This window comes from Sphingomonas sp. DBB INV C78 (assembly GCF_042693015.1).
Lineage (GTDB): Bacteria > Pseudomonadota > Alphaproteobacteria > Sphingomonadales > Sphingomonadaceae > Sphingomonas_E.
The window spans coordinates 2,288,264-2,311,485 of record NZ_CP170544.1 but is presented as its reverse complement, the minus strand read 5'-3'; the positions used below and the strand labels follow the sequence as shown (position 1 = coordinate 2,311,485).

Annotated in this window: 16 protein-coding genes; 12 read left to right on the top strand and 4 right to left on the bottom strand. The window is 63.8% G+C overall.

Annotated elements, in window-relative coordinates:
* Positions 1–134: 134 nt before the first annotated feature.
* Positions 135–1,202 carry a helix-turn-helix domain-containing protein gene (locus ACFB49_RS10965; protein WP_380879356.1) on the top strand — a complete coding sequence of 356 codons (1,068 nt, stop codon included), beginning with the start codon at positions 135–137 and terminating at the stop codon, positions 1,200–1,202.
* Positions 1,203–1,443: 241 nt separating this feature from the next.
* Positions 1,444–2,526: a hypothetical protein gene (locus ACFB49_RS10960; protein WP_380879354.1), complete on the top strand. Its 1,083-nt coding sequence runs from the start codon at positions 1,444–1,446 to the stop codon at positions 2,524–2,526.
* 267 nt (positions 2,527–2,793) lie between these two features.
* On the opposite strand, the gene ACFB49_RS10955 is transcribed toward ACFB49_RS10960, so the two are convergent.
* The 3 genes from ACFB49_RS10955 to ACFB49_RS10945 form a co-directional block, all read right to left on the bottom strand.
* Positions 2,794–3,552 carry a TetR/AcrR family transcriptional regulator gene (locus ACFB49_RS10955; RefSeq protein WP_380879352.1) on the bottom strand — a complete coding sequence of 253 codons (759 nt, stop codon included), beginning with the start codon at positions 3,550–3,552 and terminating at the stop codon, positions 2,794–2,796.
* Between the two features lie 211 nt (positions 3,553–3,763).
* Complete coding sequence (locus ACFB49_RS10950) at positions 3,764–4,858, bottom strand: NADH:flavin oxidoreductase (protein WP_380879350.1); 1,095 nt, start codon at positions 4,856–4,858, stop codon at positions 3,764–3,766.
* 241 nt (positions 4,859–5,099) lie between these two features.
* Positions 5,100–6,008, bottom strand: a complete 909-nt coding sequence (locus tag ACFB49_RS10945; RefSeq protein ID WP_380879348.1) for an SDR family NAD(P)-dependent oxidoreductase — start codon at positions 6,006–6,008, stop codon at positions 5,100–5,102.
* 206 nt (positions 6,009–6,214) lie between these two features.
* Between ACFB49_RS10945 and ACFB49_RS10940 the strand changes: the two genes are divergently transcribed.
* From ACFB49_RS10940 to ACFB49_RS10920, 5 genes are all read left to right on the top strand, one after another.
* Positions 6,215–8,590 (top strand): glycoside hydrolase family 3 N-terminal domain-containing protein, encoded by a 2,376-nt coding sequence (locus ACFB49_RS10940; protein WP_380879346.1) that lies wholly within the window; start codon positions 6,215–6,217, stop codon positions 8,588–8,590.
* Between the two features lie 38 nt (positions 8,591–8,628).
* Complete coding sequence (locus tag ACFB49_RS10935) at positions 8,629–10,143, top strand: hypothetical protein (RefSeq protein WP_380879344.1); 1,515 nt, start codon at positions 8,629–8,631, stop codon at positions 10,141–10,143.
* Between the two features lie 77 nt (positions 10,144–10,220).
* Complete coding sequence (gene galA / locus ACFB49_RS10930; RefSeq protein ID WP_380879342.1) at positions 10,221–13,073, top strand: beta-galactosidase GalA; 2,853 nt, start codon at positions 10,221–10,223, stop codon at positions 13,071–13,073.
* 55 nt (positions 13,074–13,128) lie between these two features.
* Positions 13,129–14,082, top strand: coding sequence for a ThuA domain-containing protein (locus ACFB49_RS10925; protein WP_380879340.1), 954 nt, complete (start codon positions 13,129–13,131; stop codon positions 14,080–14,082).
* The gene (locus tag ACFB49_RS10920) at positions 14,079–16,349 is read left to right on the top strand and encodes a glycoside hydrolase family 3 N-terminal domain-containing protein (RefSeq protein ID WP_380879338.1); all 2,271 of its coding nucleotides are present in this window, start codon (positions 14,079–14,081) and stop codon (positions 16,347–16,349) included. The genes ACFB49_RS10925 and ACFB49_RS10920 overlap by 4 nt, the downstream gene beginning before the upstream one ends.
* Positions 16,350–16,351: 2 nt before the next feature.
* On the opposite strand, the gene ACFB49_RS10915 is transcribed toward ACFB49_RS10920, so the two are convergent.
* Complete coding sequence (locus tag ACFB49_RS10915; RefSeq protein ID WP_380879336.1) at positions 16,352–16,996, bottom strand: TetR/AcrR family transcriptional regulator; 645 nt, start codon at positions 16,994–16,996, stop codon at positions 16,352–16,354.
* 128 nt (positions 16,997–17,124) lie between these two features.
* On the opposite strand from ACFB49_RS10915, the gene ACFB49_RS10910 reads away from it, so the two are divergent.
* The 5 genes from ACFB49_RS10910 (at position 17,125) to ACFB49_RS10890 (ending at position 23,220) form a co-directional block, all read left to right on the top strand.
* Positions 17,125–17,877, top strand: a complete 753-nt coding sequence (locus ACFB49_RS10910; RefSeq protein ID WP_380879334.1) for a FadR/GntR family transcriptional regulator — start codon at positions 17,125–17,127, stop codon at positions 17,875–17,877.
* A gap of 3 nt (positions 17,878–17,880) precedes the next feature.
* Entirely contained in the window at positions 17,881–18,804 is a 924-nt protein-coding gene (locus tag ACFB49_RS10905) for a Gfo/Idh/MocA family protein (protein ID WP_380879332.1), read from the top strand.
* Positions 18,805–18,867: 63 nt separating this feature from the next.
* Complete coding sequence (locus ACFB49_RS10900) at positions 18,868–20,694, top strand: IlvD/Edd family dehydratase (RefSeq protein WP_380879330.1); 1,827 nt, start codon at positions 18,868–18,870, stop codon at positions 20,692–20,694.
* Entirely contained in the window at positions 20,694–21,551 is an 858-nt protein-coding gene (locus ACFB49_RS10895; protein WP_380879328.1) for an SMP-30/gluconolactonase/LRE family protein, read from the top strand. The genes ACFB49_RS10900 and ACFB49_RS10895 overlap by 1 nt, the downstream gene beginning before the upstream one ends.
* A 43-nt stretch (positions 21,552–21,594) precedes the next feature.
* Positions 21,595–23,220, top strand: coding sequence for a sodium/sugar symporter (locus tag ACFB49_RS10890; protein WP_380879326.1), 1,626 nt, complete (start codon positions 21,595–21,597; stop codon positions 23,218–23,220).
* Positions 23,221–23,222: the final 2 nt, after the last annotated feature.

The following is a 23,222-nucleotide window of genomic DNA, read 5'->3' as shown; positions in this document are numbered from 1 at the left end:
CTTAGGTGCCATGATCGTGCAGAATGGGCTTTAGCGACCACCCATTTTTCGATCAGGTGCCCCGGTGATGTTGACCAGATTCTCTTGTGACAGTCGTGGTTCGGCGCAATCTTGCGGGAAGTCCTGAGCGGAATATGGAGGGCGAAATCTCGCGGGCGCCCGCAGGCAGTGTGCGATTTGCCTGCGAAATGCTGGACCTCGCTCTGGCGATGGGCGTGCCGGCGACGGAAATCCTGCAAGGATTGAACCTCGCAATTCCGTCGGGCGCCTTGCGCCGATCAACCATCGAGGGTCTCGACCCGAATGCGGTGAAGCGCCTCGGTTCGCGCCTCGCTCACCTTCTCTCCCGATATTCCAGTCTCGCAGAAGGGCGGGAGCCGCTTCGTCCGCCCGACTGGCAGGTGATCCTCTATTGCCTCCTCGCAGGCAGGACGTTGCGCGACGCGATCCTCCACGCCGCTCAGGCGTTTGAGGCCATAGATGGTCGCTGCGGCAAAATGGCGCTTTTTGAAAAGGGTGCGGTGGCCGAAGTCAGGATCGATTCCCTGCGGCCCGCCCCGACACGCGTGGGGTGCGTCGTCGATCTGCATGGCCTTGCCAGCATCCACGGTCTGATCGAATGGCTGATCGGTTCCGCCTTGCCACTGAGATCGATCCATCTTGGCTATACCGGCGCCTTGTGCGCGCCACTCGATCCTGGTTTTCTGCCATACCCCCTTGTCATCGACGCGCCCTGGACAGGCTTTCGACTTGCCAGCACCTGGCTCGATTATCCCGTCGTCCGATCGCTCGGCGAATTGAGCGACCGCCCCCCGAGAAGCTTTCTGTTCGGGATGGATGCGCAGGCTGCCAATCTGCCATTACCCGACCGCGTTCGCCGGTTCGCGATAGAGACGCTGCGTTCCCGCGCTCGCCTCCCGTCCTTTGCCGAGGTTGCAGCGCATCTGGGAGCAAGCGAGCCGACGTTGCGCCGACATCTGGCGCATCGTGGCGCGTCATATCGGTTGATCAAGGCCAGTTGCCGCCGAGAGCTGGGGCTTGAACTTCTGCGCCAGCCGCACCTCAGCATTGAGGATATCTCCGCCCGTCTCGACTTTTGCGACGCCGATGCATTTCGCGAGGCGTTCCGGGAATGGTTTGGCAAACCGCCAGGAGCATATCGTAGGGACCTTGATGCCATGTCGGACCAGCCGGCGAGGTGACCGGTGCGGATTACCGATCCTGCCTAAGCGAGCCTGACAGGGTAGATTGCGTTCGAGCAGGTCGACGAACCGCGCGGCAGAGTGCGGACGGTGCCGGGCAAAGTGCGCGCCCGATTTGGCGGCATGCGCTCAGGACGGGCGGTGGGACCGGCGGGGATCTTGGCCAGCCGATTGCAATGCCGCCATTGCGCAATTAAGTGCGTGTAAGTGACGACTCACTTGTATCCAGAGGATTCTACCCATGCTCGACCAGGCCGCGCGTGAACATCTTTCCAATGTGCTGAAGCCGGTGGCGCCGCCGCGCGAGCTGGAGAATGTTTACACGCCCGACCAGCACGCCCGGTTGCTCGACGTCGTGCGGCAGAACGGACCTTGGAAACTCATTCTTGCGCAGCATTTTGCCTCAGCCGAAGAACTTGTTGCGACGCTTTCGGGCGGGTTTCCCGAAGGGGTCACCCCGACGCTCGACATGTTCCTCACGCCGACCTTCCGTGGGTTCTACGCCAATTATTCGTCCTGTCTCTTTCCCGAGATCAGCGACTGTTTCTACAATGACAAGTTCCTCGAGCTCGCCAAAAGCTATTGGGGGGCGCAATATGCCAAGCCGCAGATGATGCTTTTCAACGTCAATGGTCCCTGCGCCAATAACGATCCGGGGCATCTCGACTCGCCGAGCTTCCGCGGCATCCGCTATGAGAATTCGCCCACCTGGCTGTGCTCGGTGATGGGCAAGTCGGGGCTCTTCAAGGATCATCTGATCAAGATGGCCCAGGTCATCACCTGGTTCTCTCACGATGGCTCGTCCGGCTTTACCTATTGGCCCGAGGGTCCGCTGAAAGCGCCCAGGCGCCTGCAGCCGCCGATCTACAATCGGGGCGTTCTCGTGCAGAACGAAATGATGATGCATCGGGGCGAGGCGAACGGACCGCTCGACCAACAGCGTCCCGCGGGCCTTGCCTTCCAGACCCTGTTTTCGGGCGACCCGACGAGCAGCGACCATTGGCTCCTCAAAACCGGTGACCAGGTCATCGCGCGGCATCACACCGACGAACTTCGTTTCCTTGTGCACTGGTCTGCCGAAGTGTTCGAGGACTTCGCGGAGCTGAAGAAGAACATGGACGGCTCCGACGACCTCACCCACGATCGTGTCTTCGATACGCTTATCAAGGACGTCCGCTCGCGCGGCATCGCCATCGAAACGCCAACGGATCCGTTGCGCGATCCGCTCTTCATCCGTTCGCTCCATGCCGCCTATGACGGTGGTGCGCCGGCGCAATATCCCGTCGAGGCCCCCGTTTCTCCACTCCAGCTACAGGCGGCCTGATCTCGGCAGTAGCGCGCGCCTTGCGACCGCGCGCAAATGCAGAGTCATCGATCGGGTCAGTAGTTCGCGTCCGCATCACCGCCTGCGGACGCGAATTCGCGCCGAGGCGCGATGGCCTCACTGTCGCCTCGCATTCTCGTGTCGAGCTTATGGGGTGGATAGGCGGCAGCCGCTGAAGCCATTTCGGCCGGCGGGGGCGCGGCGACCTCCAGCGCGCTTGTCGCGGCGAGGTGACTGCGGGAGGTCTGGCGATCGTTCCAAGTCTGCTCAGGCGGCCTTGGCGCGAGCCTTTCTCGGCTTTGCCTTCGGGACCTTCGACGAGGCTGTTGTCCCTTTTCCAGCTTCGATCGCCCCGGTCGTGCCAGCCTTCCGCATGAGGTGCGCGTGGGCCTCGAGCGCCGCTTCGGTCATGCCAAGGCCGCGGGCGCAGAAACGGATCGCATCTTCGAGCAGGGCCTCGTCCGTGCCTTCATAGGATATGGTGCCGTTCTTATGGGTCCGCGATATCAGCATCATCGTGCTGATATGCTCGATGAAGGCAAAGGCGTTGCGCGCCGGGATGGGCGCGCCGACAAGGTCGCCCGCGGCACGCGCCTGTTCCATCGCATGTTCGAGGGGTTTGAGCCACAGGCGCAAAGACCGTCGATAGGCGAGCGAGGCATAGCTGCTGTCGCCGCCCATGCTCGAAACATAAAGGCGGATACCCTCGGCATTTGGCGCATTCAGACCGTTGAGGCTGTTGCGGAAGGTACGACGCAGGATGTCGATCATTCCCGCGGCGTCCGGCGTCATGCCACTCAGAACGCTGTATGTCTCATCCTGGGTTCGGATGATGCGCCGCAGAACCGCGCGATAAATCGCCACCTTGGAGGGAAAGTGCCGGAAGAGAAGTGCTTCCGACACTTTGGCAGTCTTCGCGATGTCGTTGGTTCGGGCACCGCTGAAGCCTTGCTGCGCGAACACGCTTGTCGCGGCGGCAATGATGGAATCGCGACGGTCACCGCTCGAGAGGCGCTTTCTGCTCATTCCGGTTCCGTAACCGTGTGGGGGCGGCCGTCAAATTGCCAATTCACGCGTTCCGCCGCCAGGGCTCCCATCGGGAGCATGGCCCCGTCCTCGCGTCTCGCGGATGGCTGCGAAGCCGTGGATCTGGCGGCACGACCGGAGGTGAAACCCCGCCGTATCCTTCGCCGGGCAAAATAGGGTTCGAGGATAGTCCAGGCATTGGCGGCGACGCTCAACGGCCGAACCCCGACGTCGGCTGTGCCACGAAGTCGGGCCAGGTGCGCAGATAGTCGACGAACGACGGGCTTACACTTTCGCCGGCAAGATGCGCCGTGGAGACCGGCAAGGAAGGGGACGCAAAATCATGCTGCTCCCGCACCCGCGCGGGAAAGTCGTGGCGGAGGATGGCCGCCCTCCCGATGCTGACAAAATCGCATCCCGCATCGAGAACCGATGCTGCGGCGGTCCCCGTCATGATCTTGCCGGCCGCCCCGAGTCGCACCGATCCGCGATCCAGTTCGGTGAAATAGCTGAGCAGGCTTCGGCCCCGGAAGCGCTCATCCTCGGGTTCCTTGGCGACGTCCCACAGCGACATGTCGAGATAGTCGATCTTGCCGTCCGCCATGACCCGCCCGGCCAGGGCCAGAACCTCGTCGAGCCTTTGCGCATAGCGTTCGGGCGAGAGACGAAGCCCGATCTGGAAATCGGAGCGGGATTGCGCGCGGATCCCGTCGATTATCTCCAATATCAGTCGGGCGCGATTGGCGGCGTCGCCACCATAATGGTCGGTACGCCGATTGACTTCGGGTGAAAGGAATTCGGCAAGGATATAGCCGTGAGCGCCATGGATCTCGACACCGTCGAACCCGGCGCCTTCCGCGCGCCGCGCCCCGGCGATGAAATCATCCCGAAGCTGCCGAACCTCGTCCAGGGTGAGGCCGCGCGCGCCTGTCTCCTCATGATCCGAAGGACAGACCGGCGTGCCGACAAGCGCGGATGGGGCACGATACCCGGCATGGTGCAACTGCAGCGACGATAGGGCGCCCCGCTCGCGAATTCCCGCGGCGAGGTGGGCAAGTCCTTCGACAAGGTCGTCCGCAAACGCGCCGAGTTGGCCGGGAAAACCCTGTCCGGCGGGCTGGACGTGCGCAGCGCACGTCATCACAAGGCCGAAGCCGCCTTCAGCGCGTCGCGTCAACCAGTCGAATTCTTCTGGCGACAGGCGGCCATCGGCATGGCTCTGCTGGTTGGTCATCGGCGCCAGCATGAAGCGGTTCTTCATCGCCGGTCCGCGGCTGAATGACAACGGTGCGAACAGGTCGGCCATGAGGTTCCTTCTACGGCTCGCGCGGAGCATCGCCGGTGATCCGGGGCGCCAGGGGACGCGCTCGTTGTCGCTCCCTGATTTTCCGGAACGCCCGCACTACTATGTAAGTAATAACTTATAAAGTCGGATTGGCCAAAAAGGCATGATGCGACGGGCGTCGACATTCCGTCGGGCAGGCGCGCGCGCCGCCCCTGCTCGCTTTTGATCGGTCGCGAAGATCCGGCAGCCGGCCGGGGCCGGATCAGTAGCGCTGACCGATGCCGCCGTCATGATAGATCGAGGTTCCGGTCACGAACCGCGATTCCTCGGAGGCGAGATATACGAAGGCATGCGCGGTATCTTCCGGCTGGCTCGATATTCCGAGCGGTCCCATGCCTGCGATCGCCGCCTCGGCCGCTTCGGGCGTTTCCCACAGGCCCGCCGCGACATAATCGTTCAGCCCGTCCCGTATCAGCGGCGTCATCGTGAGACCTGGATGAACCGAGTTGACGCGGACCTTCATCGGTCCGAATTCGACGGCGCCACAGAGCGTGAGCATTCGTCCGGCGGCCTTGGACACATGATAGCCGATATTATTGGCGTTGGGCATGTACGAGGCCATCGAGAGGTTGTTGATGATGCTGCCTCCGCCCGGAAAACGCCGGACGGTTTCGGCGAGCAAGGGCGCACACACCTTCATGCCCAGGAAGAGGGCGTCATGGTTCACCGCCATCACCTTGCGAAGATCCTCGAGCGACGTGTCGATGATCCCTGCGTGAATTGAAATCCCCGCATTGTTGACCAGGACATCAAGCCCTCCAAACTCGCCGACCGTCGCCTTGATGACCCGTTCCCAATCGTCTTGCCGGGTGACATCCTGCTCCAGCAAGCGGAACCGCAAGGGGCCGAAGCTGGCCTCGACGCGGGCCCGAATTTGGTCCGCTTCGTCGGTCCGCAGATCCGTGCCGATCACCGCGCTGGCGCCCTCGCGTAGAAACGCTTCGCATATCGCGAGGCCAATATTGCCCTCCCGGCCGGCACCCGTGACGATCGCGACCTTGCCGTCCAGTCTGCCCATGCCTGCTTCCTCCTGATCGTCCAGCGCTTTCAAGACAATTCCTCGTCGCGCGTCGCATGTTCGCGTCGACCCTTTACATCGGCGGGCGGTCATTTAAAATGGACAATGTTGTCCAATATGGTGTCGGATCGCCCGGACGCGCGATCATGAGCACGGATGAGGAGGGGCCATGAACAGGTGTGCAATGGAAGCTTCGTGGCCATTGGTCGGACCCGAATCCGCCGATCGAGCAGCCGCGCTGCCTGCGGTGCGGCGCGCCGATGGCCCTGGCGCTGACGCCTTGCCGGAGAGCATGTTCGATGCCCGTTGATATCGCGATCAGTCGCCGGGCCTTTGTCGCGTCGGCCATGGCCGTGCTGCCGACGGCCGTGGCGGCCAAGCCGAGTGGACGTCCAATTTACCGTGATCCCGCCGCACCGGTTGCGGACCGCGTGCGCGATCTCCTCGGGCGGATGACGCTCGAGGAGAAGGTCGCGCAGATGCGGTGTATTCAATACACCAAAGGCGACATCCTCGACGAAGGTGTCTTCTCGGCCGCCAAGGCGCAGAAGGTCCTGCCTGAAGGGATCGGGCAATTCGGAAGTCCGAGCGACACATTCGGAACGCCGCGCGCCAGCAAGGACTATTACAGAGAAGCGGGCGAGACGGTCGACTATATCAATGCCGTTCAGCGCTTTCTGGTGGAACAGACGCGCCTCGGTATTCCAGCGCTTTTCCATGAGGAAACGGCCCATGGCCTGAAGTCGCGCGACGCCACGATCTTTCCCATTCCGCTGGGACTTGGCAGCACATGGGATCCGGCGCTCGTCGAACAGATATTCACCCTTGTCGGTCGCGAGGCGCGGCTGCGGGGGGCGACGGTGGCGCTCAGTCCGGTGCTCGATCTGGCGCGCGATCCGCGCTTTGGCCGCGTCGAGGAATTCTTCGGAGAAGACCCCTATCTGGTGGCCCAGATGGGTATCGCGTCGGTGCGAGGCCAGCAGGGGCGTGCGCGGCCACTTGGCCCGGACAAGATTTTCACCACCCTGAAGCATTTCGTCCATGGCGCGCCACAGGGCGGTCTCAACACGGCGCCGGCCGACATGAGCGAGCGCACGCTGCGCGAAGCCTATCTCGTCCCGTTCGAGGAGGTCATCAAGGTCGCCGATCCGGCGATCATCATGCCCTCCTACAATGAACTGGAGGGAGTGCCTTCGCACGCGAATGTCGAGCTTCTTGAAAAGACGGGTCGGCAGCGGCTGGGTTTCAAGGGTGCCTATTTCAGCGACTATGGCGGGGTCACCAATCTCGTGACCGACCATCATGTGGCGGAAGATGATTCCGGGGCGGCGGTGCTGGCGCTTGAGGCGGGCATCGACGCCGAGCTCCCGGACGGCAAGGCGTACAAGATGTTGCCCGAACTCGTCCGCGCCGGCCGCGTTTCCGAAGCGCGTATCGATGCGGCCGTTTCGCGCGTTCTCGCGCTCAAGTTCGAGGCAGGCCTTTTCGAGAATCCCTATGTGGATCGCGCCCGCGCGCTCCGCCAGATCAATACGCCTGCGGCCATAAAGCTCGCCCGGACCGCCGCGCAGAAAGCGCTGGTGCTCCTGAAGAATGACGGCGTGCTGCCGCTCGACCCCAACAATGCTCGCAAGCTCGCTGTCATCGGTCCCAACGCGGTTGAGCCCCTGTTCGGCGGCTACTCGGCCGTCAACGCCAAGGCGGTGGGGATATTGGACGGTATTCGGGCGGCTGTCGGACCGCGCATTTCGGTGACCCACGCCGAGGGCGTGCGGATCATCAAGCCCGATCTGACGGGGCAGCATCTTCCCGGCAAGTCTGCCCGGTTCGCGGACCCCACGGAAAATGCCAGCCTGATCGAGGAGGCGGTGAAGGTCGCGCAGGAGGCCGACACCATCCTGCTTGTCGTCGGCGATGTCCCGGAAATCACGCGCGAGACGATCTCGACCAGTTCAGCGGGCGATCGCAGCACGCTCGGCCTTTTCGGCGATCAGGACAAGCTCGTCGAGGCGATGATCGCCACCGGCAAGCCGATCATAGCCTTGCTGATCAACGGACGGCCGCTCGCCGTGACGCGCCTTGCCGAAAAGGCGAATGCGCTCGTCGAGGGCTGGTATCTCGGTCAGGAAGGCGGAAACGCCTTTGCCGACATGCTGTTCGGCAGGATCAATCCAGGCGGCAAGCTGACCGTCACATTCCCCCGATCGGTGGGCGAGCTGCCGCTATTCTACAATGAGCATCCCTCCGTCAAAGCACGGCGGAGATATGTGGAAGGCAAGTCGGCGCCCTTGTTCCCGTTCGGACACGGCCTCAGTTATACGAGCTTCGATCTCTCCGTGCCGCGACTGCCGAAGGCCGCGATCAAGGTCGGCGAGGCCTTCATCGTCGAGGTCGACGTGACCAACACGGGCGAGCGCGCCGGTGACGAAGTCGTGCAGCTTTATATTCGCGACGATGTGAGTTCGGTGCCCCGGCCAGTCCTTGAGCTCAAGAGCTTCCGGCGCGTGACGCTCGCGCCGGGAGAAAAACAGACCCTGCGCTTCGAGCTCGGCGCCGATGCGCTCGCCTTCTGGAACATCGACATGAACCGGGTGGTGGAGCCGGGCACCTTCACTCTCTCGACCGGGCCGAGTTCGGCCAGTCTGAAGACCGTCAAGCTGACGGTCACCGCCTGACCGATTGGCACGCCGCACGCGCGCAAGGAGCAGAATATATGTGGAATCGTCGAGACGTGATCGGAGCCGGTGTCGCTACGGCCGCGGTTCTGGCCAGCGACAGCGTTCGGGCCCAGCCTGCGACCGAGCGCGTGGAAATCGACCTGAACGACGAGACCGGTCCCCTCGATCATATCTGGTCGAGGTGCGCCGGGTCTGATCGCGCCTCGATAACACTGCGCGAATCCTGGCGCCGCGATCTCGAACGCTTTCGAAACGAAGCCGGGCTCGAACGCGTGCGCTTCCACGGGATCTTCAACGACGATCTCGGCGTCTGGCCGGGCGGCATGGGCGGCAAGGATCCCAATTTCCAGAATGTCGACGACGTCTATGATGGATTGCTCGCCCGCGGGGTGCAGCCCTTTGTCGAACTGAGCTTCATGCCGCGCAAGCTGGCCAGCGGAACGACCCGACTGAATTTCACCTATAACGCCAACATCACGCCGCCCGCATCGCCTAGCGACTGGGGAAATTTCATCCAGGCCTTCGTGCGCCACCTGCTCGACCGCTATGGCGCCCGGGAGGTCCGTCAGTGGTATTTCGAGGTCTGGAACGAGCCCAATCTCAAATGGTTCTTCTCAGGCAGCCAGGCCGACTATTTCGAGATGTACAAGGCTGCCGCGCGGGCGATCAAGGCCGTTGACCCGGCCTTGCGTGTCGGAGGCCCATCGACGGCCGCCGTCCAGTGGATCCCGGAATTCCTGAACTTCTGCGCGCAGGAGCGACTTCCGGTCGATTTCGTCTCGACCCACATCTATGCGGGCGACGATCAGAAGGAGATGTTCGGCACGGCGGCGCTCCACCCGACGAGTGAGGTCATCCCGGCGGCGATGGCGCAGGTTCGCGCACAGATCGACGCCTCTCCCTATCGCGGTGCCGAGCTGTGGCTCAGCGAATGGTCCTCCGACAGCCCGGCCATGATCGCGCACATCATCTCGCGCTGCCTCCCATATTGCCATGCCATGTCGCAATGGGCGCTGAGCAACGTGTTCGAGGAGATCAACTTCCCGAACTTCATCCTGAAGGAAGGCGACGGCGGATGGGGCATGATTGCCCAGCGCAACATCCCGCGACCGTCGTTCAACACCTATCGGCTGCTTCATCGGCTGGGGCAGCGCCGCCTGGCGGCGACGGGGCCGGCGCTCGCCAGCAAGACCGGAAAGGGAGCGGCCGCCCTGGTCTGGAACCTGGCGGAAGTACAGCAGCCGTCGGGCATTCCCGGCAGAAGCTCGGAACGAACCGTGACGGGCAGCGCCAGGCGTTTCGCCATTGCCTTGAAGGGTGCGCGCCCCGGCGCACGGGTGAAGGTCAGCTTTGTGGACCAGGAGCGCGGATCACCGCTCCCGCGGTGGCGGGCGCTCGGTTCGCCGCAATATCCGACGCGCACTCAGGTCGAAGAGATCCGCAAGGCAGCGGAACTCGCGCCTCCCGAGCAGCGCAGGCTCGATCGCAACGCGGGTCTGCTGATCGACCTGCCAGCCGAAGGCGTCGCGCTGATCGAGATCGAAGCCTGACGACGAGCGTCAGAAAACCGGTTTGAGAAAGGGCGGCACCGCGTCGCCTGCCTGCCCGCCTTATGTTCGAGGATTTGATGAAAAGACGAACCCTGCTGCAAGCCTTCGGAGGCGGCCTCATCGCCGCCTCGCTTCCGCGGCCCGCGATGGCTGGGGGCAGGGTCAAGGTTGGTGCCGTGCCCGGAACCGTGCCGGCGCCGGGGGCTTCGCTCAATGTCGGCTGGCGATTTCATCCCGGTGAAATCGAACCCAAACCCTTGCGGGGCCAATCCGCCTCTTATGTCGCGGCCAAGGCGGGCGGGGCACGGGGGGCGGCAGCCCCCAATCATGATGATGCGTCCTGGCGGACGGTCGACCTTCCCCATGACTGGGCGATCGAGGCGCCGCCGGTGCAAACCGAAAATATCGCGCAAGGATATCGCAAGCGAGGCATCGCCTGGTATCGGCGGGCCATTACCCTCGACCGCTCGCTTGAGGGGCGCTACCTGGAGATCCAGTTCGGCGCGATCGCAACCAACGCCACCCTCTGGTTCAATGGCACGCCCGTTGAACATAACTGGTCAGGCTATAACGGTTTCAGCATCGATATTACGTCGATGGCGACCTTCGGCGAGACAAATAACATGCTCGCGATCCGTGTCGACGCGGATGCCGCCGAAGGCTGGTGGTATGAAGGCGCGGGGATTTACCGCGATGTATGGCTCGTCGATCGCGCACCGGTCAGCATCGTGACCGACGGCGTCCATGCCGATCCGCGCCGACAGACGAGCGGTGAGTGGCGGATTCCGGTCGAGGTCACGCTTTACTCGATCGAACGGGAGCCGCGATCCGCCGAGATCATGGTCGATCTCCTGGACGCCGATGGCAGCGTCGTGGCGTCCGCCAGAGGCCAGGGCACCGCGCTGCCCCTCGAACGCAGCATAATCCAGACGGAAATTGGCGGTATTCGTCCAAAGTTGTGGTCCGTCGAAATGCCCAATCTCTATTCGGTGCGGACGCGGCTGCTGCGCGACGGGAAGGTCGTCGACGAACGGACGACGCCCTGTGGATTTCGGACGATCCGGTTCGATGCGGAGCGCGGCTTTTTCCTCAACGAAGCGCCTCTCAAGCTCAAGGGCGTTTGCCTCCATCAGGATCATGCCGGCGTTGGCGTGGCGGTTCCTGCCGCGATTGTCGAATGGCGCGTGCGCCAGCTCAAGGCGATGGGTTGCAACGCCATCCGCTGTTCGCACGGAGCCCCGGATCCGGCGCTGCTTCATGTCTGTGACCGTCTCGGCATGCTGGTCATGGACGAGAACCGCAATTTCAATGTGAGCCCGGATTATATCGAGCAGCTCGAATGGCTGGTCCGGCGCGATCGCAACCACCCGAGCGTGATCCTCTGGTCGGTCTTCAACGAGGAACCCTTCCAGGGAACGACCGTCGGCTTCGAAATGGTCCGGAGAGCCACGGCGAGGGTCAAGTCGCTCGACGACACGCGCCCGGTCACGGCGGCGATGAACAGCGGCATGTTCACGCCCGTCAATGTGAGCCAGGCTGTCGACGTCATCGGCTTCAATTATCAGCATGCGTCCTATGATCGCTTCCACAAGGAAAACCCGCATCTGCCGATGCTGAGTTCCGAAGATACCAGCGCGTTTATGACGCGCGGCGAATGGCGAACCGACAAGACCAGGCAGATCCGATCGAGCGACGATAGCGAGGCCGCAGGCTGGGGGTTGACCCAGCGCAAGGCGTGGCGGGCCATCGACACGCGGCCCTATCTTGCAGGCGGCTTCGTATGGACGGGTCTCGACTATCATGGCGAGCCGACCCCGGGGTCCTGGCCCGCCAATTCGAGCTATTTCGGCATTCTCGATCTGTGCGGCTTCCCCAAATCCGCTTTCTTCATCCGTCGTGCCCTGTGGGTGAAGGATCGTCCGCTCATCGACATCCTCCCGCACTGGAACTGGGATGGGCGCGACGGCGAGATGGTTGCGGTGATGGTCGCCACCAATCTGGAGCGCGTGGAGCTGCGGTTGAACGGCAAGCCGGTCGGAAGTGGCACGCCCGATCCCTATGACATGATCAGCTTCGACGTGCCGTACCGACCGGGGACGCTCGAGGCGGTGGGATGGAAAGACGGACGGATCGCCGCCACGTCGAAAGTCGAAACCACCGGCAGCCCGATCCGCCTGCGCCTGACGCCCGATCGCGCCGCGCTTGCCGGTGACGGCGTCGACGCGCAGCCCGTCAGGATCGAGGCGGTGGATGCGAAAGGCAGACCGGTCCCGACCGCCAATCTGGCGGTCGAGCTTTCGATAAGCGGTGGCCGCATCATCGGGGTTGGCAATGGCAACCCGGTTTCGCTGGCGCCATCCAAGGGCAATCAGGTCCAGCTGTTCAACGGGCTTGCCCAGGCGATCGTACAGACCATGCGCGGAGGAACGGGCAGGATGACGCTCACCGCCGCGTCTCCCGGGTTGCGGCCGGCGCTCGCAACGGTCACCGTTGTCCCGGGCGCGATCCGCCAGGCGCTGCCACCGTCGCTGCGGCAAGCGGTCTCGGGCTGGCGGCAATCGCCCGTTCTCGTCGAACGGCCGAGGGCCATCCCCGAGCTTGCCGACAATGACATGAATAGCTGGGATCCGATCATCGCTGGTGAACGGCCGGCACCGGCCGCAGGTGATGGGTTCGTCATCCTGGCCGCCCGGATCGACCTGGGCGACGCCATGGCGAGCCAGGGCGCGCATCTCAAATTTTCCGGCATCATGGGGAGCGGGGAGGTCATGCTCGACGGCGAGGTCGTTGCGCGCAAGCCCGACAAGACGCCGGGACCGCTCGTCGTTCCCATCGCCGCTGGCCGCCGCCAGGTGACTGCGGCCCTGATCCTGCGGGCGATCGGCGGCGAACCGGCGGGCCTGTCAGGCCCGGTCTTCGTCGAGCCATGAGCGTGCTTTTCGCAATTCTAATCAAGGGCGCCATGGGCGCGGATGAGGCCTCAGGATGAAGCGAGCGCTAAAATGGTCCCTGTTTGCCATCGGAGGCGTCCTGACGCTTCTCCTCATATTGTTCGCGCTGTTTCTTCACGGCTTCGGGCTCGCCAATTTCGGTCGCATGGCCTTTGGAATCGGCCAGGGCTACGACAGCGTGAAGCCTGATCTGCCCGCAATGCCCGCCGGCACCGCGGTCCTGATTTTCTCCAAGACCAACGGGTTTCGCGACGACGAGCAGATCGCCGCCGCCAAGGCGGCGCTTGGCGATATCGCGCGCGAGCGCGGCTGGTCGAGCTTCGACACCGAGAATGCGGCGGTTTTCAATCCCGACCAGCTGAGACGGTTCAAGGTGGTCGTCTGGAACAGCGTCAGCGGCGATGTCCTGACGCCGGCACAGCGTGAGGCCTTCCGAACCTGGCTTGAAGCGGGCGGCGGCTATGTCGGCCTTCATGGGGCCGGCGGAGATCCGGACTATGCGTGGCGCTGGTATGTCGACGATCTCGTCGGCGCCCAGTTCATTGGCCACACCATGAATCCGCAATTCCAGCAGGCGACGCTCAGGATCGAGGATCATGACAATCCGGCGACCCGCCATCTCGGAGCGACATGGAAGCGCACGGATGAATGGTATTCCTTTGCCTCCAATCCCCGTGCCAGGGGCTATCGCATTCTCGCAACCATCGACGAGCGGACCTACGTCCCGCGGATGGACCTGCCGTGGCCGTTCACGGATCGCAACATCGGGATGGGGGGCGATCATCCGATGGTCTGGACCCATTGTGTCGGAAATGGCCGGGCATTCTATTCGGCGCTTGGCCATACCGCATCATCCTATGGCGAGGTCGCCCATCGACGCCTCATCGGCGGCGCCATCAGCTGGGCCGCCGGGCTCGAAGGGTCCGGTTGCGCAAACGGCGTCGAGATTCCGTCGTCGGCCGTGCATAGGAAGGAGGCGGGCCGATGAGCGCCAGCGCAATGCCCGAGCTTAGCCGCCGCGCCCTTTTCCTCGGTTCGGCAGCTTTTGCCGCGTGGCAGGCATCGCCGTTGCGTGCCGCGATCGCGATGCTCGAGGGGGGGGCGCACGCCAGCCGGATACGGTCGCTGATCGATCGCATGTCGATCGAGGAGAAGGCCGGGCAACTGACCCTCATGCCATCGCCCTGGACGTCGGCGGCGGCGGCCAGTATCAATCCGGCCGCCGCGAAGCGCAATGTCGACAATCTCATGGCGGATGCGCGCGCCGGGCGACTTGGCGGCATCTTCAACGGCTATGGCGTGGCGATGCAGACCGAACTGCAGCGCGCCGCGATTTCATCGCGCCAGGCGATTCCCCTGTTGTTCGCCGCCGACGTCATCCACGGCTATCGGACCGTCTTTCCCGTTCCGCTCGGCGAAGCCGCGACCTTCGATCCGGGACTTGCCGAACGAACGGCACGCGCCTCGGCCGACGAGATGTCGGCCGCCGGCATCGACTGGGTCTTTGCTCCAATGGTGGACGTCGGCCGGGACGCGCGCTGGGGCCGCACCGTCGAGGGCGCGGGAGAAGATGTCCTTCTGTCGTGCGACCTCGGCAAGGCCCGAACGCGGGGATTTCAGGGCGCATCCTTGTCCGATCCGCATTCCGTGGCGGCCTGCATGAAGCATTTTGCGGCTTATGGCGCGGCCGAGGGTGGGGTCGACTATAATGTCGCGGACATTTCCGAACGGACCTTGCGCGAGGTCTATCTTCCACCCTTTGCGGCGGCGCTCGAAGCTGGATGCGCCACCGTCATGGCGGCCTTCGAGGACCTGGCCGGCGTCCCCGCCCACGGCAATCACTGGCTGTTGACGGACATCTTGCGCAAGGAAATGGGATTCAAGGGCCTCGTCGTCGGCGACTATAATGGTGATGCCGAGCTCGTCGAGCATGGCCTGGCGCAGGACGCGCGGCAGGCCGCAAGGCTCGCCATCATGGCCGGCGTCGACATGAGTATGGCGAGCGGCCTCTTTCGCGACCACATCCCTTCGCTGGTGGCTTCGGGGGATGTGCCCATGTCCCGGGTCGACGAGGCCGTTGGACGGGTTCTCGCGCTCAAGGCCGCGCTCGGTCTGTTCGACGATCCGTTTCGTAGGCTCGACGCCCGTCGCGAGCGCGCGCGCACCCGACAGCCGGCAACCATCGCCCTGGCCCGCGAAGCTGCGCAGCGGTCGATCGTTCTCTTGAAAAACGAAGGCGACATCCTGCCTTTGTCGCGAACCGGCAAGCGCATAGCGCTGATCGGTCCGTTCGCGGAGGGGCAGAAGAATCTGCATGGACCCTGGACGTTATTTGCCGACAACAAGGAAGCCGTCGATCTGGCCTCGGGCATTCGTGCGAGCCTTGCCGATCCGGCGATGGTGACGGTGGTGGCCGGCTCGGAGGTCGAGACGGAACTCGAAGGGGGCATCGCGGCCGCCGTGGCCGCGGCCAGGGAGGCCGATATCGTGATCCTTGCGCTCGGCGAACGCGAGGCAATGTCGGGTGAAAACGCGTCGCGCGATCTCGTCGTCATCCCCCCAGCGCAACAGGCGCTGGCGGAGGCAATCGCCCAAACAGGCAAGCCCGTGGTCGTCGTCTTGCGCAACGGTCGTGCGCTTGCCCTTCAGGGGGCCGTGCTCGCCGCACCCGCGATCCTGGTCACCTGGTTCCTGGGATCGGAGACCGGCAACGCCATTGCCGATGTCCTGTTCGGAAAAGTCGGCCCATCGGGCCGCCTGCCGGTCAGCTTTCCAGCCTCGCCGGGCCAGGTCCCCTATTATTATGCCCGCCGCCGCTTTGGTCGGCCGAAATCGACACGCTACATCAAGGTCAAGTTCGCGGCCGCCTTCCCGTTCGGACATGGGCTGACCTATGGCAAGATCGAATATTCGGGCCTTGAACTGTCGAGAACCCGCATGACTTCGGACGGCGAGGTGGTCGTGCGGCTGACCGTTCACAACCGGGGCACGCAGGCGGCGACCGAGCTCGTCCAGCTCTATGTCCAGGATGTCGCCGGCAGCGTCACCCGCCCGATCCGCGAGCTCAAGGCATACCGCCATGTTACCCTGAAACCCGGAGAGTCCCGCGGCGTGAGCTTCCCGCTCTCGGCCGGCCAACTGGCGCTGCTGGACGCCGATTTCCGGCCGGTCGTCGAGCCGGGCCGGTTCGTTGTGACGGTGGCCCCATCGGCCGAGGCGGCCGGACTGTCCGCCGATCTCGAGGTGACAGGCTGAGGCTACCAGGCGTCGCGCGCAGCAAGCACGAGGTCGGCGCAACGCGCCGCGGCAGTCTCGGCCTCGGCAACCGTGAGGTCGCGGCCGCTTGCCTCCTGGGTCACCCAGCCAAGGATTGCGCTGGTGAAATGGCGCGCGACACCTTCCGCATCCCGGACCGGGCGGGAATCCCGGAGGGCGGCCTCTTCGATATCCTGGCGGATGAATTCGACCATGTGCAGGTAGCCTGTTTCATACATGGTTCGCGACAGGCGCGGAAATCGCTCCGCCGTCGCATAAACCAGCCGTCTCAGATCCTGGGCCTCGGTCGACATCATCGAGCGCGCGAGGTTGCGTGCGTGATAATGGAGTCGCCCGCCGATGTCCTCGGGCAGCTCATGATCGTGCAATGAGGATTCGCGCGACCATTTCGAGACGCGCTCGCGGATAACGGCATCGAACAGCGCCTCCTTGGTCGGGAAGCGCGAATAAAGCGTGCTCTTGGAGAGACTGGCGGCCTCGGCGACCTTGACCATGGTCGCGACGTCGAACCCCTCTTCGAGAAAGAGGTCGAAGGCCGCGGAGAGAATGATCGGCTCGATGGCGGCGAGCCGCGCCAGGCTCGGACGACCGCGCTTGGACCGGCTTGGCGATTGAGGCTTGGACATGAATTTCTTGTGGCAAGGTCCCACAAGCAATTCAATCAGGACGTTGCGCATGGCCGGCGCGGGAACCGAGCGAGGTTGACCGGGAGACGCGCAACAGGCAACGGACCTCCTTGTCGGATAAATAAGATATGGATGGTTTTGCCGTCGCTCGTGGCATCCGTCTGTTCAGGGGACATCAGGTGCAGGAAGATCTCGGCCGCAATCTCACCTATGGACTGCAGGAAATCCTGGGACGCGCGATCGTGGTCGGGGATTTCGCCGCGCGCGCTTTCCCCAGCGAAGCGGACATCCTGAAGGAACATGGCATCAGCCGCTCGGTCGCGCGCGAGGCGATGAAGATGTTGACCGCGAAGGGCCTTTTGGGTTCGCGGCCCAAGCAGGGAACGTTCGTCCGTCCCGAAGAATCGTGGAACCTGTTCGACACCGATGTTCTGCGCTGGCTCCTTGACCGGCCAGTTTCGATCGGGCTCCTGCGCCAGTTCAACGAGCTGCGGGTCGCGGTCGAGCCCGAGGCCGCGGCGCTCGCCGCAGCGCGGGCCAGCGGCGAACAGCTCGATACCATCCGCCAGGGGCTCGATCGCATGCGCGCCGCCGAAAAGGGAAGGGATGACGCGCTCGATGCCGACATCGCCTTCCATGTCGCCGTGCTCCGGGCCTCGGGAAACCCCTTCTACATCCAGTTCCGCGACATGGTCGGCACCGCGCTGCGCGTATCGATCCGGTTCACCAACCGCATTGCCGGTCGGACAGCCAATATCGATGAACATGAGGCGGTTCTTGATGCAATCGTCGCGGGCGATGGGGACCTTGCCCGCTCCTCCATGCGCGGCCTCATCGGCGACGTCCTGTCGCTGATCGATCGTGCGGAACAACCGGAATAAATCATGACCATTGCCATCGGGATCGTCGGAATCGGCAAGATTGCGCGCGACCAGCATATTCCAACGATCGCCCGCGATGATCGCTTCCGGTTTGCAGGCGCCGTCTCCCGACACGCCCAGGATCTCGGCGTCCCCGTCGCCGCAACGCTCGTCGAGCTCAAGGACCAGGTCCCGGATCTCGGCGCGATCGCTGTCTGCACGCCTCCCAGCAACCGTCTGGCCCTGCTTCGCGAGGCCTTCGCACTCGGCCTTGACGTGCTCATGGAAAAGCCGCCGGCGGCGACCTTGTCCGAGGCGGAGCATTTCCTTCCTCTCGCGGCCGCGTCGACCTCAATTCTCTACCAGAGTTGGCATTCGCGCGCGGCGCCGGCCGTCGAGCCCGCGCGCGAATGGCTCGCCTCGCGGCGCATCAGGAAGGTCCGGGTCGACTGGCTCGAGGATGTGCGGGTCTGGCACCCTGGCCAGGAGTGGATCTGGAACCCCGGTGTCGGCGTTTTCGATCCGGGCATCAACGCGCTTTCGATCCTCACTCAACTTTTTGCAACGCACCTTTCGATCGAATGCAGCAACCTGGCTTTTCCGTCCAACCGGTCCGCGCCCATCCGCGCCGATCTGAGGCTAGTTGCGGATGCAGGCTTCGATGTCGACCTCTCCTTTGCGTTTGACCAGGCAGGGCCGCAGACCTGGACGATCGCGGTTGCAACGGAGGAGGGCATGCTCGTGCTCGGCGACGGTGGCGCGAGCTGGTCGATAAACGGCACACCTCAGGCCGTTGTCGACAACCGACCGGAATATGCCCGGGTCTATGATCGGTTCGCCACCCTCATCGAGGCGCGTGCCGACGATATCGACCTCAGCCCGTTCCGGCTTGTCGCCGATGCATTCCTTCTCGGAGACCGTGCCGACATCGGTCCCTTCGACTGGTAGAATCATCTTGTCATATTAATATGATAATGACAGACAGGCGCGTCTGGGAGCGAGGGAAAGCAGATGGACGAAAAGCCCGGCGGGAAAGGGACCTCCGCCGCCGATACGGCACGACCGCTGCGCTCGAGGGCCTGGTTCGATGATGCCGCCAACCCCGACATGACCGCGCTCTATATCGAGCGTTATCTGAACTTTGGCTTGAGTCTCGAGGAGCTTCAGTCCGGCCGGCCGATCATCGGCATCGCGCAGTCGGGAAGCGATATCGTGCCCTGCAACCGCCATCATCTGGTGCTCGCCGAGCGGGTCCGTGACGGCGTTCGCGAGGCAGGCGGCATCGCGATCGAATTTCCAACGCATCCATTGCAGGAAACAGGCAAGCGCCCGACAGCAGGCCTAGACCGCAATCTGGCCTATCTCGGCCTCGTCGAACTTCTCTACGGCTACCCCCTCGATGGCGTGGTGCTCACCATCGGGTGCGACAAGACGACGCCGTCCGCACTGATGGCGGCAGCGACCGTCAATATTCCCGCGATCGCCTTGTCGGTCGGGCCGATGCTCAACGGCTGGTACAAGGGCGAGCGGACGGGATCAGGCACGATCGTCTGGAAGGCCCGTCAAATGCTGGCCTCGGGCGAGCTCGACTATCAGGGTTTCATCAAGCTTGTGGCCTCCTCCGCGCCGTCCACCGGCTATTGCAATACGATGGGCACGGCGACGACCATGAACTCGCTCGCCGAGGCCCTCGGCATGTCGCTGCCTGGATCGGCCGCAATCCCGGCGCCGTATCGCGACCGCCAGGAAATGGCCTATGAAACCGGTCGGCGGATCGTCGAAATGGTCCTGTCCGATCGCAAGCCCTCGGACATATTGACGCGCCCTGCTTTCCTCAACGCGATCCGCGTCAATTCCGCGATCGGCGGATCGACGAACGCACCGATCCACCTGAACGCCATTGCCCGCCACATGGGCGTTTCGCTCGACCTCGCCGACTGGGAGGCTCAGGGCGCCGATGTGCCGCTGCTGGTGAACCTCCAGCCGGCGGGCGAATATCTCGGCGAGGATTATTATCGTGCAGGGGGCGTGCCCGCCGTGATGGGCGAACTGTATCGCGCCGGGCTGCTCGATGGCGAAGTGCTCACCTGCAATGGGCGGACGGTCGCCGAGAATGTCGCCGGCGCCGTCATCGAGGATGAGGCCGTGATCCGGCCGTTCAAGCGGCCCCTGAAGGTTGCGGCCGGCCTGACCATTTTGTCGGGCAATCTGTTCGACGGCGCCGTGATGAAGCTCTCGGTCATTTCCGAGGAGTTTCGTGCGCGCTATCTGGACAATCCGGCCGATCCCGATGCGTTCGAGGGCACGGTCGTGGTCTTTGACGGGCCGGAAGATTATCATCGTCGGATCGATGACCCGGCGCTTGGCGTCGACGAAAGCTCGATCCTCATTATCCGGGGGGCCGGTCCCGTCGGCTATCCCGGGGGCGCCGAAGTCGTCAACATGCGCCCTCCTGCCGCCCTCATCCGGGCGGGCGTCCACGCCTTGCCCTGTATCGGCGACGGGCGACAGTCGGGCACGAGCGGCAGTCCGTCCATATTGAACGCCGCGCCCGAGGCCGCCGTCGGCGGTGGTCTCGCACTCGTCCGGTCCGGCGACCGGATCCGCGTCGATCTGGGACGACGGTCTGTGAACCTCCTGGTTCCAGAGGCCGAGCTTGCGAACCGCAGGGCAAATTTTGCTGGAGGCGAGGGCGAAACCTACCCTGTCTCCCAGACGCCCTGGCAGGAAATCCAGCGGCAACTGGTCGGCCAGTTCGACCGCGGCGCGGTTCTCGAGTCCGCCGTCAAGTATCAGCGTATCGCCCAGACCCGGGGCCTCCCGCGCGACAGCCATTGATGACGAAAGTGCGCACGATCAGTCGACGTGACGCGGACCGTCTCGGCGAGGGACCGCTCTGGTCCGAGGCCGAGCAGGCGCTGTACTGGGTCGACATTCTTGGCCAGCGGCTCAACCGCTATCACCCGGCGTCAGGCGCTCACCGGGACTGGGCGATGCCCGACACAATCGGCTGGGTGATCGAACGCCAGGACGGCACCGGATTTGTCGCCGGTATCGGGGGCAAGATCTGCCTCCTTTCCCTCGACCCGTTTGCAATCACCCCGATCGCGACGCTTCAGCCGAACCATCCCGGCAATCGGCTGAACGATGCCAAGGCAGATGCCGCCGGCCGCATCTGGGCCGGAACCATGCCGATGGCGGGCGATCAGCCGAGCGGCAGCCTCTTTCGACTGGGCTGGGATATGCGCGTCCATGAAGTCGATCGGGGATATTGCATCGCAAACGGCCCGGCCATTTCGCTGGACGGGCGATGGCTCTTCCACACCGACAGCCGCCTCGGCCACGTCTATCGTTTTCCCGTCCGTGACGATGGCTCGCTGGGGAAGCGAACGCTCTTCATTGCCTTTTCCAAAGACTGGGGTTCGCCCGATGGGATGACCTTCGATGCCGAAGGAGGCCTGTGGATCGCGCATTGGGGGGCGGCCCGGATCACATGCTTCGATGCCGTAGGTGTCGCGCAACGCCATGTGGATTTGCCCGCGAGCCAGATCACGAGCCTCTGCTTTGGCGGGCGCGACCTGGACCGCCTCTACGTGACGTCGGCTTCCGACGGCGTGACCGAGCCCCTCGCGGGGCAGCTTTTCGAGCTGGATGCGGGTGTTCGCGGTCTGCCCGCGCATCGCTTCGCAGGCTGAAACGAGATTCGATCGGCCGTAAGCGCCAAAGGGGAGAGGCATGATGGGGCTTTCGCAAATCGACCTGATCGTCGTCGCGGCATATGCGATCGGGATCTTCGTTCTCGCCCAATGGGTTTCGCGTGACAAAGGCGGCGTTGAGAAGGACAGCGCGGACTATTTCCTCGCGTCCAAGTCGCTTCCGTGGTGGGCGATCGGGGCGTCGCTGATCGCCGCCAATATCTCGGCCGAGCAGATCGTCGGCGCATCGGGTTCGGGCTACGCGCTCGGCCTGGCAATCGCCTCTTATGAATGGATGGCTGCGCTGACCTTGCTCATCGTCGGCAAATATTTCCTGCCGATCTTTCTGCGGAACGAAATCTATACGATGCCGCAGTTCCTTGAGCAGCGTTACGGTCCTTCCATCCGCACGCTGATGGCGATCTTCTGGCTCGCGCTCTACATCTTCGTGAACCTGACCTCCATCATCTGGCTGGGGTCGATCGCCGTCGCCCAGGTCGCGGGCGTCGACCAGGATCTTGCGCTCGCGGGGCTGGGCATCTTCGCGCTCGTCTATCAGTTGCGCGGCGGTCTGCGGGCGGTCGCGCTGACCGACATCGTCCAGGTCACCCTGCTCGTGCTGGGCGGGCTGACGGTGTCCTGGCTGGCGCTTTCGGAAATCGGCGGGGGTGAGGGTGCGCTTGCCGGCTTTGCGGAACTGACCCGTCGGGCACCGGAAAAGTTCGACATGATCCTGTCGCCCGACAACCCCTTCTACAAGGATTTGCCAGGGCTGTCGGTGCTGATCGGGGGCATGTGGATCGCCAATCTCTCCTACTGGGGGTTCAACCAGTATATAATCCAGCGTGCGCTCGCGGCGAAGTCGCTGGGAGAAGCGCAAAAAGGCATCGTCTTCGCCGCCTTTCTCAAGCTCCTCATGCCGCTTGTCATTGTTCTGCCGGGGATCGCCGCGGTGGTCCTCGCGCCCGGTCTCGATCGTCCCGACCAGGCCTATCCGACGATGTTGCGCCTGCTCCCGCCCGGCCTTCTCGGCCTTGTCTTCGCCGCGCTGATCGCCGCGATCGTCGCTTCCACCGCGTCCAAGATCAACTCGATCGCGACCATCTTCACCCTCGACCTCTATGCCAAGCACCTGCATCTCAAGAGCAGCGCCGAAGATGGTGCCTCATCCGGCCATGAGCGCCGGCTTGTCCTGGTCGGCCGGATCGCCGCAACCGCGTCGATCCTGCTGGCCATCCTGACCGCGCGGCCCTTGCTCGGAAAGGCGGAGCAGGCTTTCCAGTTCATCCAGGAATTTTCCGGTTTCTTCACGCCGGGGATCACGGTGATCTTCCTGCTCGGGCTGTTCTGGAAGCGGGCAAGCGAAGCCGGCGCCGTCTCGGCCGCCATCGCGTCGGTCCTGCTCTCGACGATCTTCTGGTTCGACTGGGGCTCGGTCGGGATCGGTGCCCTGCAGCCGCTCAACAGCGTTCCGTTCATGGACCGGATGCTGATCGTCTTCTTCCTGGCGCTCTTCCTCTCGGTCGCGGTGTCGCTGCTGTGGCCCGCGGGCGCAGGCGCCAACCGGATCAGGACCGACGACGTCTTCTTTGCAACATCGCGGGCTCTCAACCTTGCCGGCCTTGGTGTGATCCTGATCCTGATCGCGCTCTATGCGACCTGGTGGTAAGC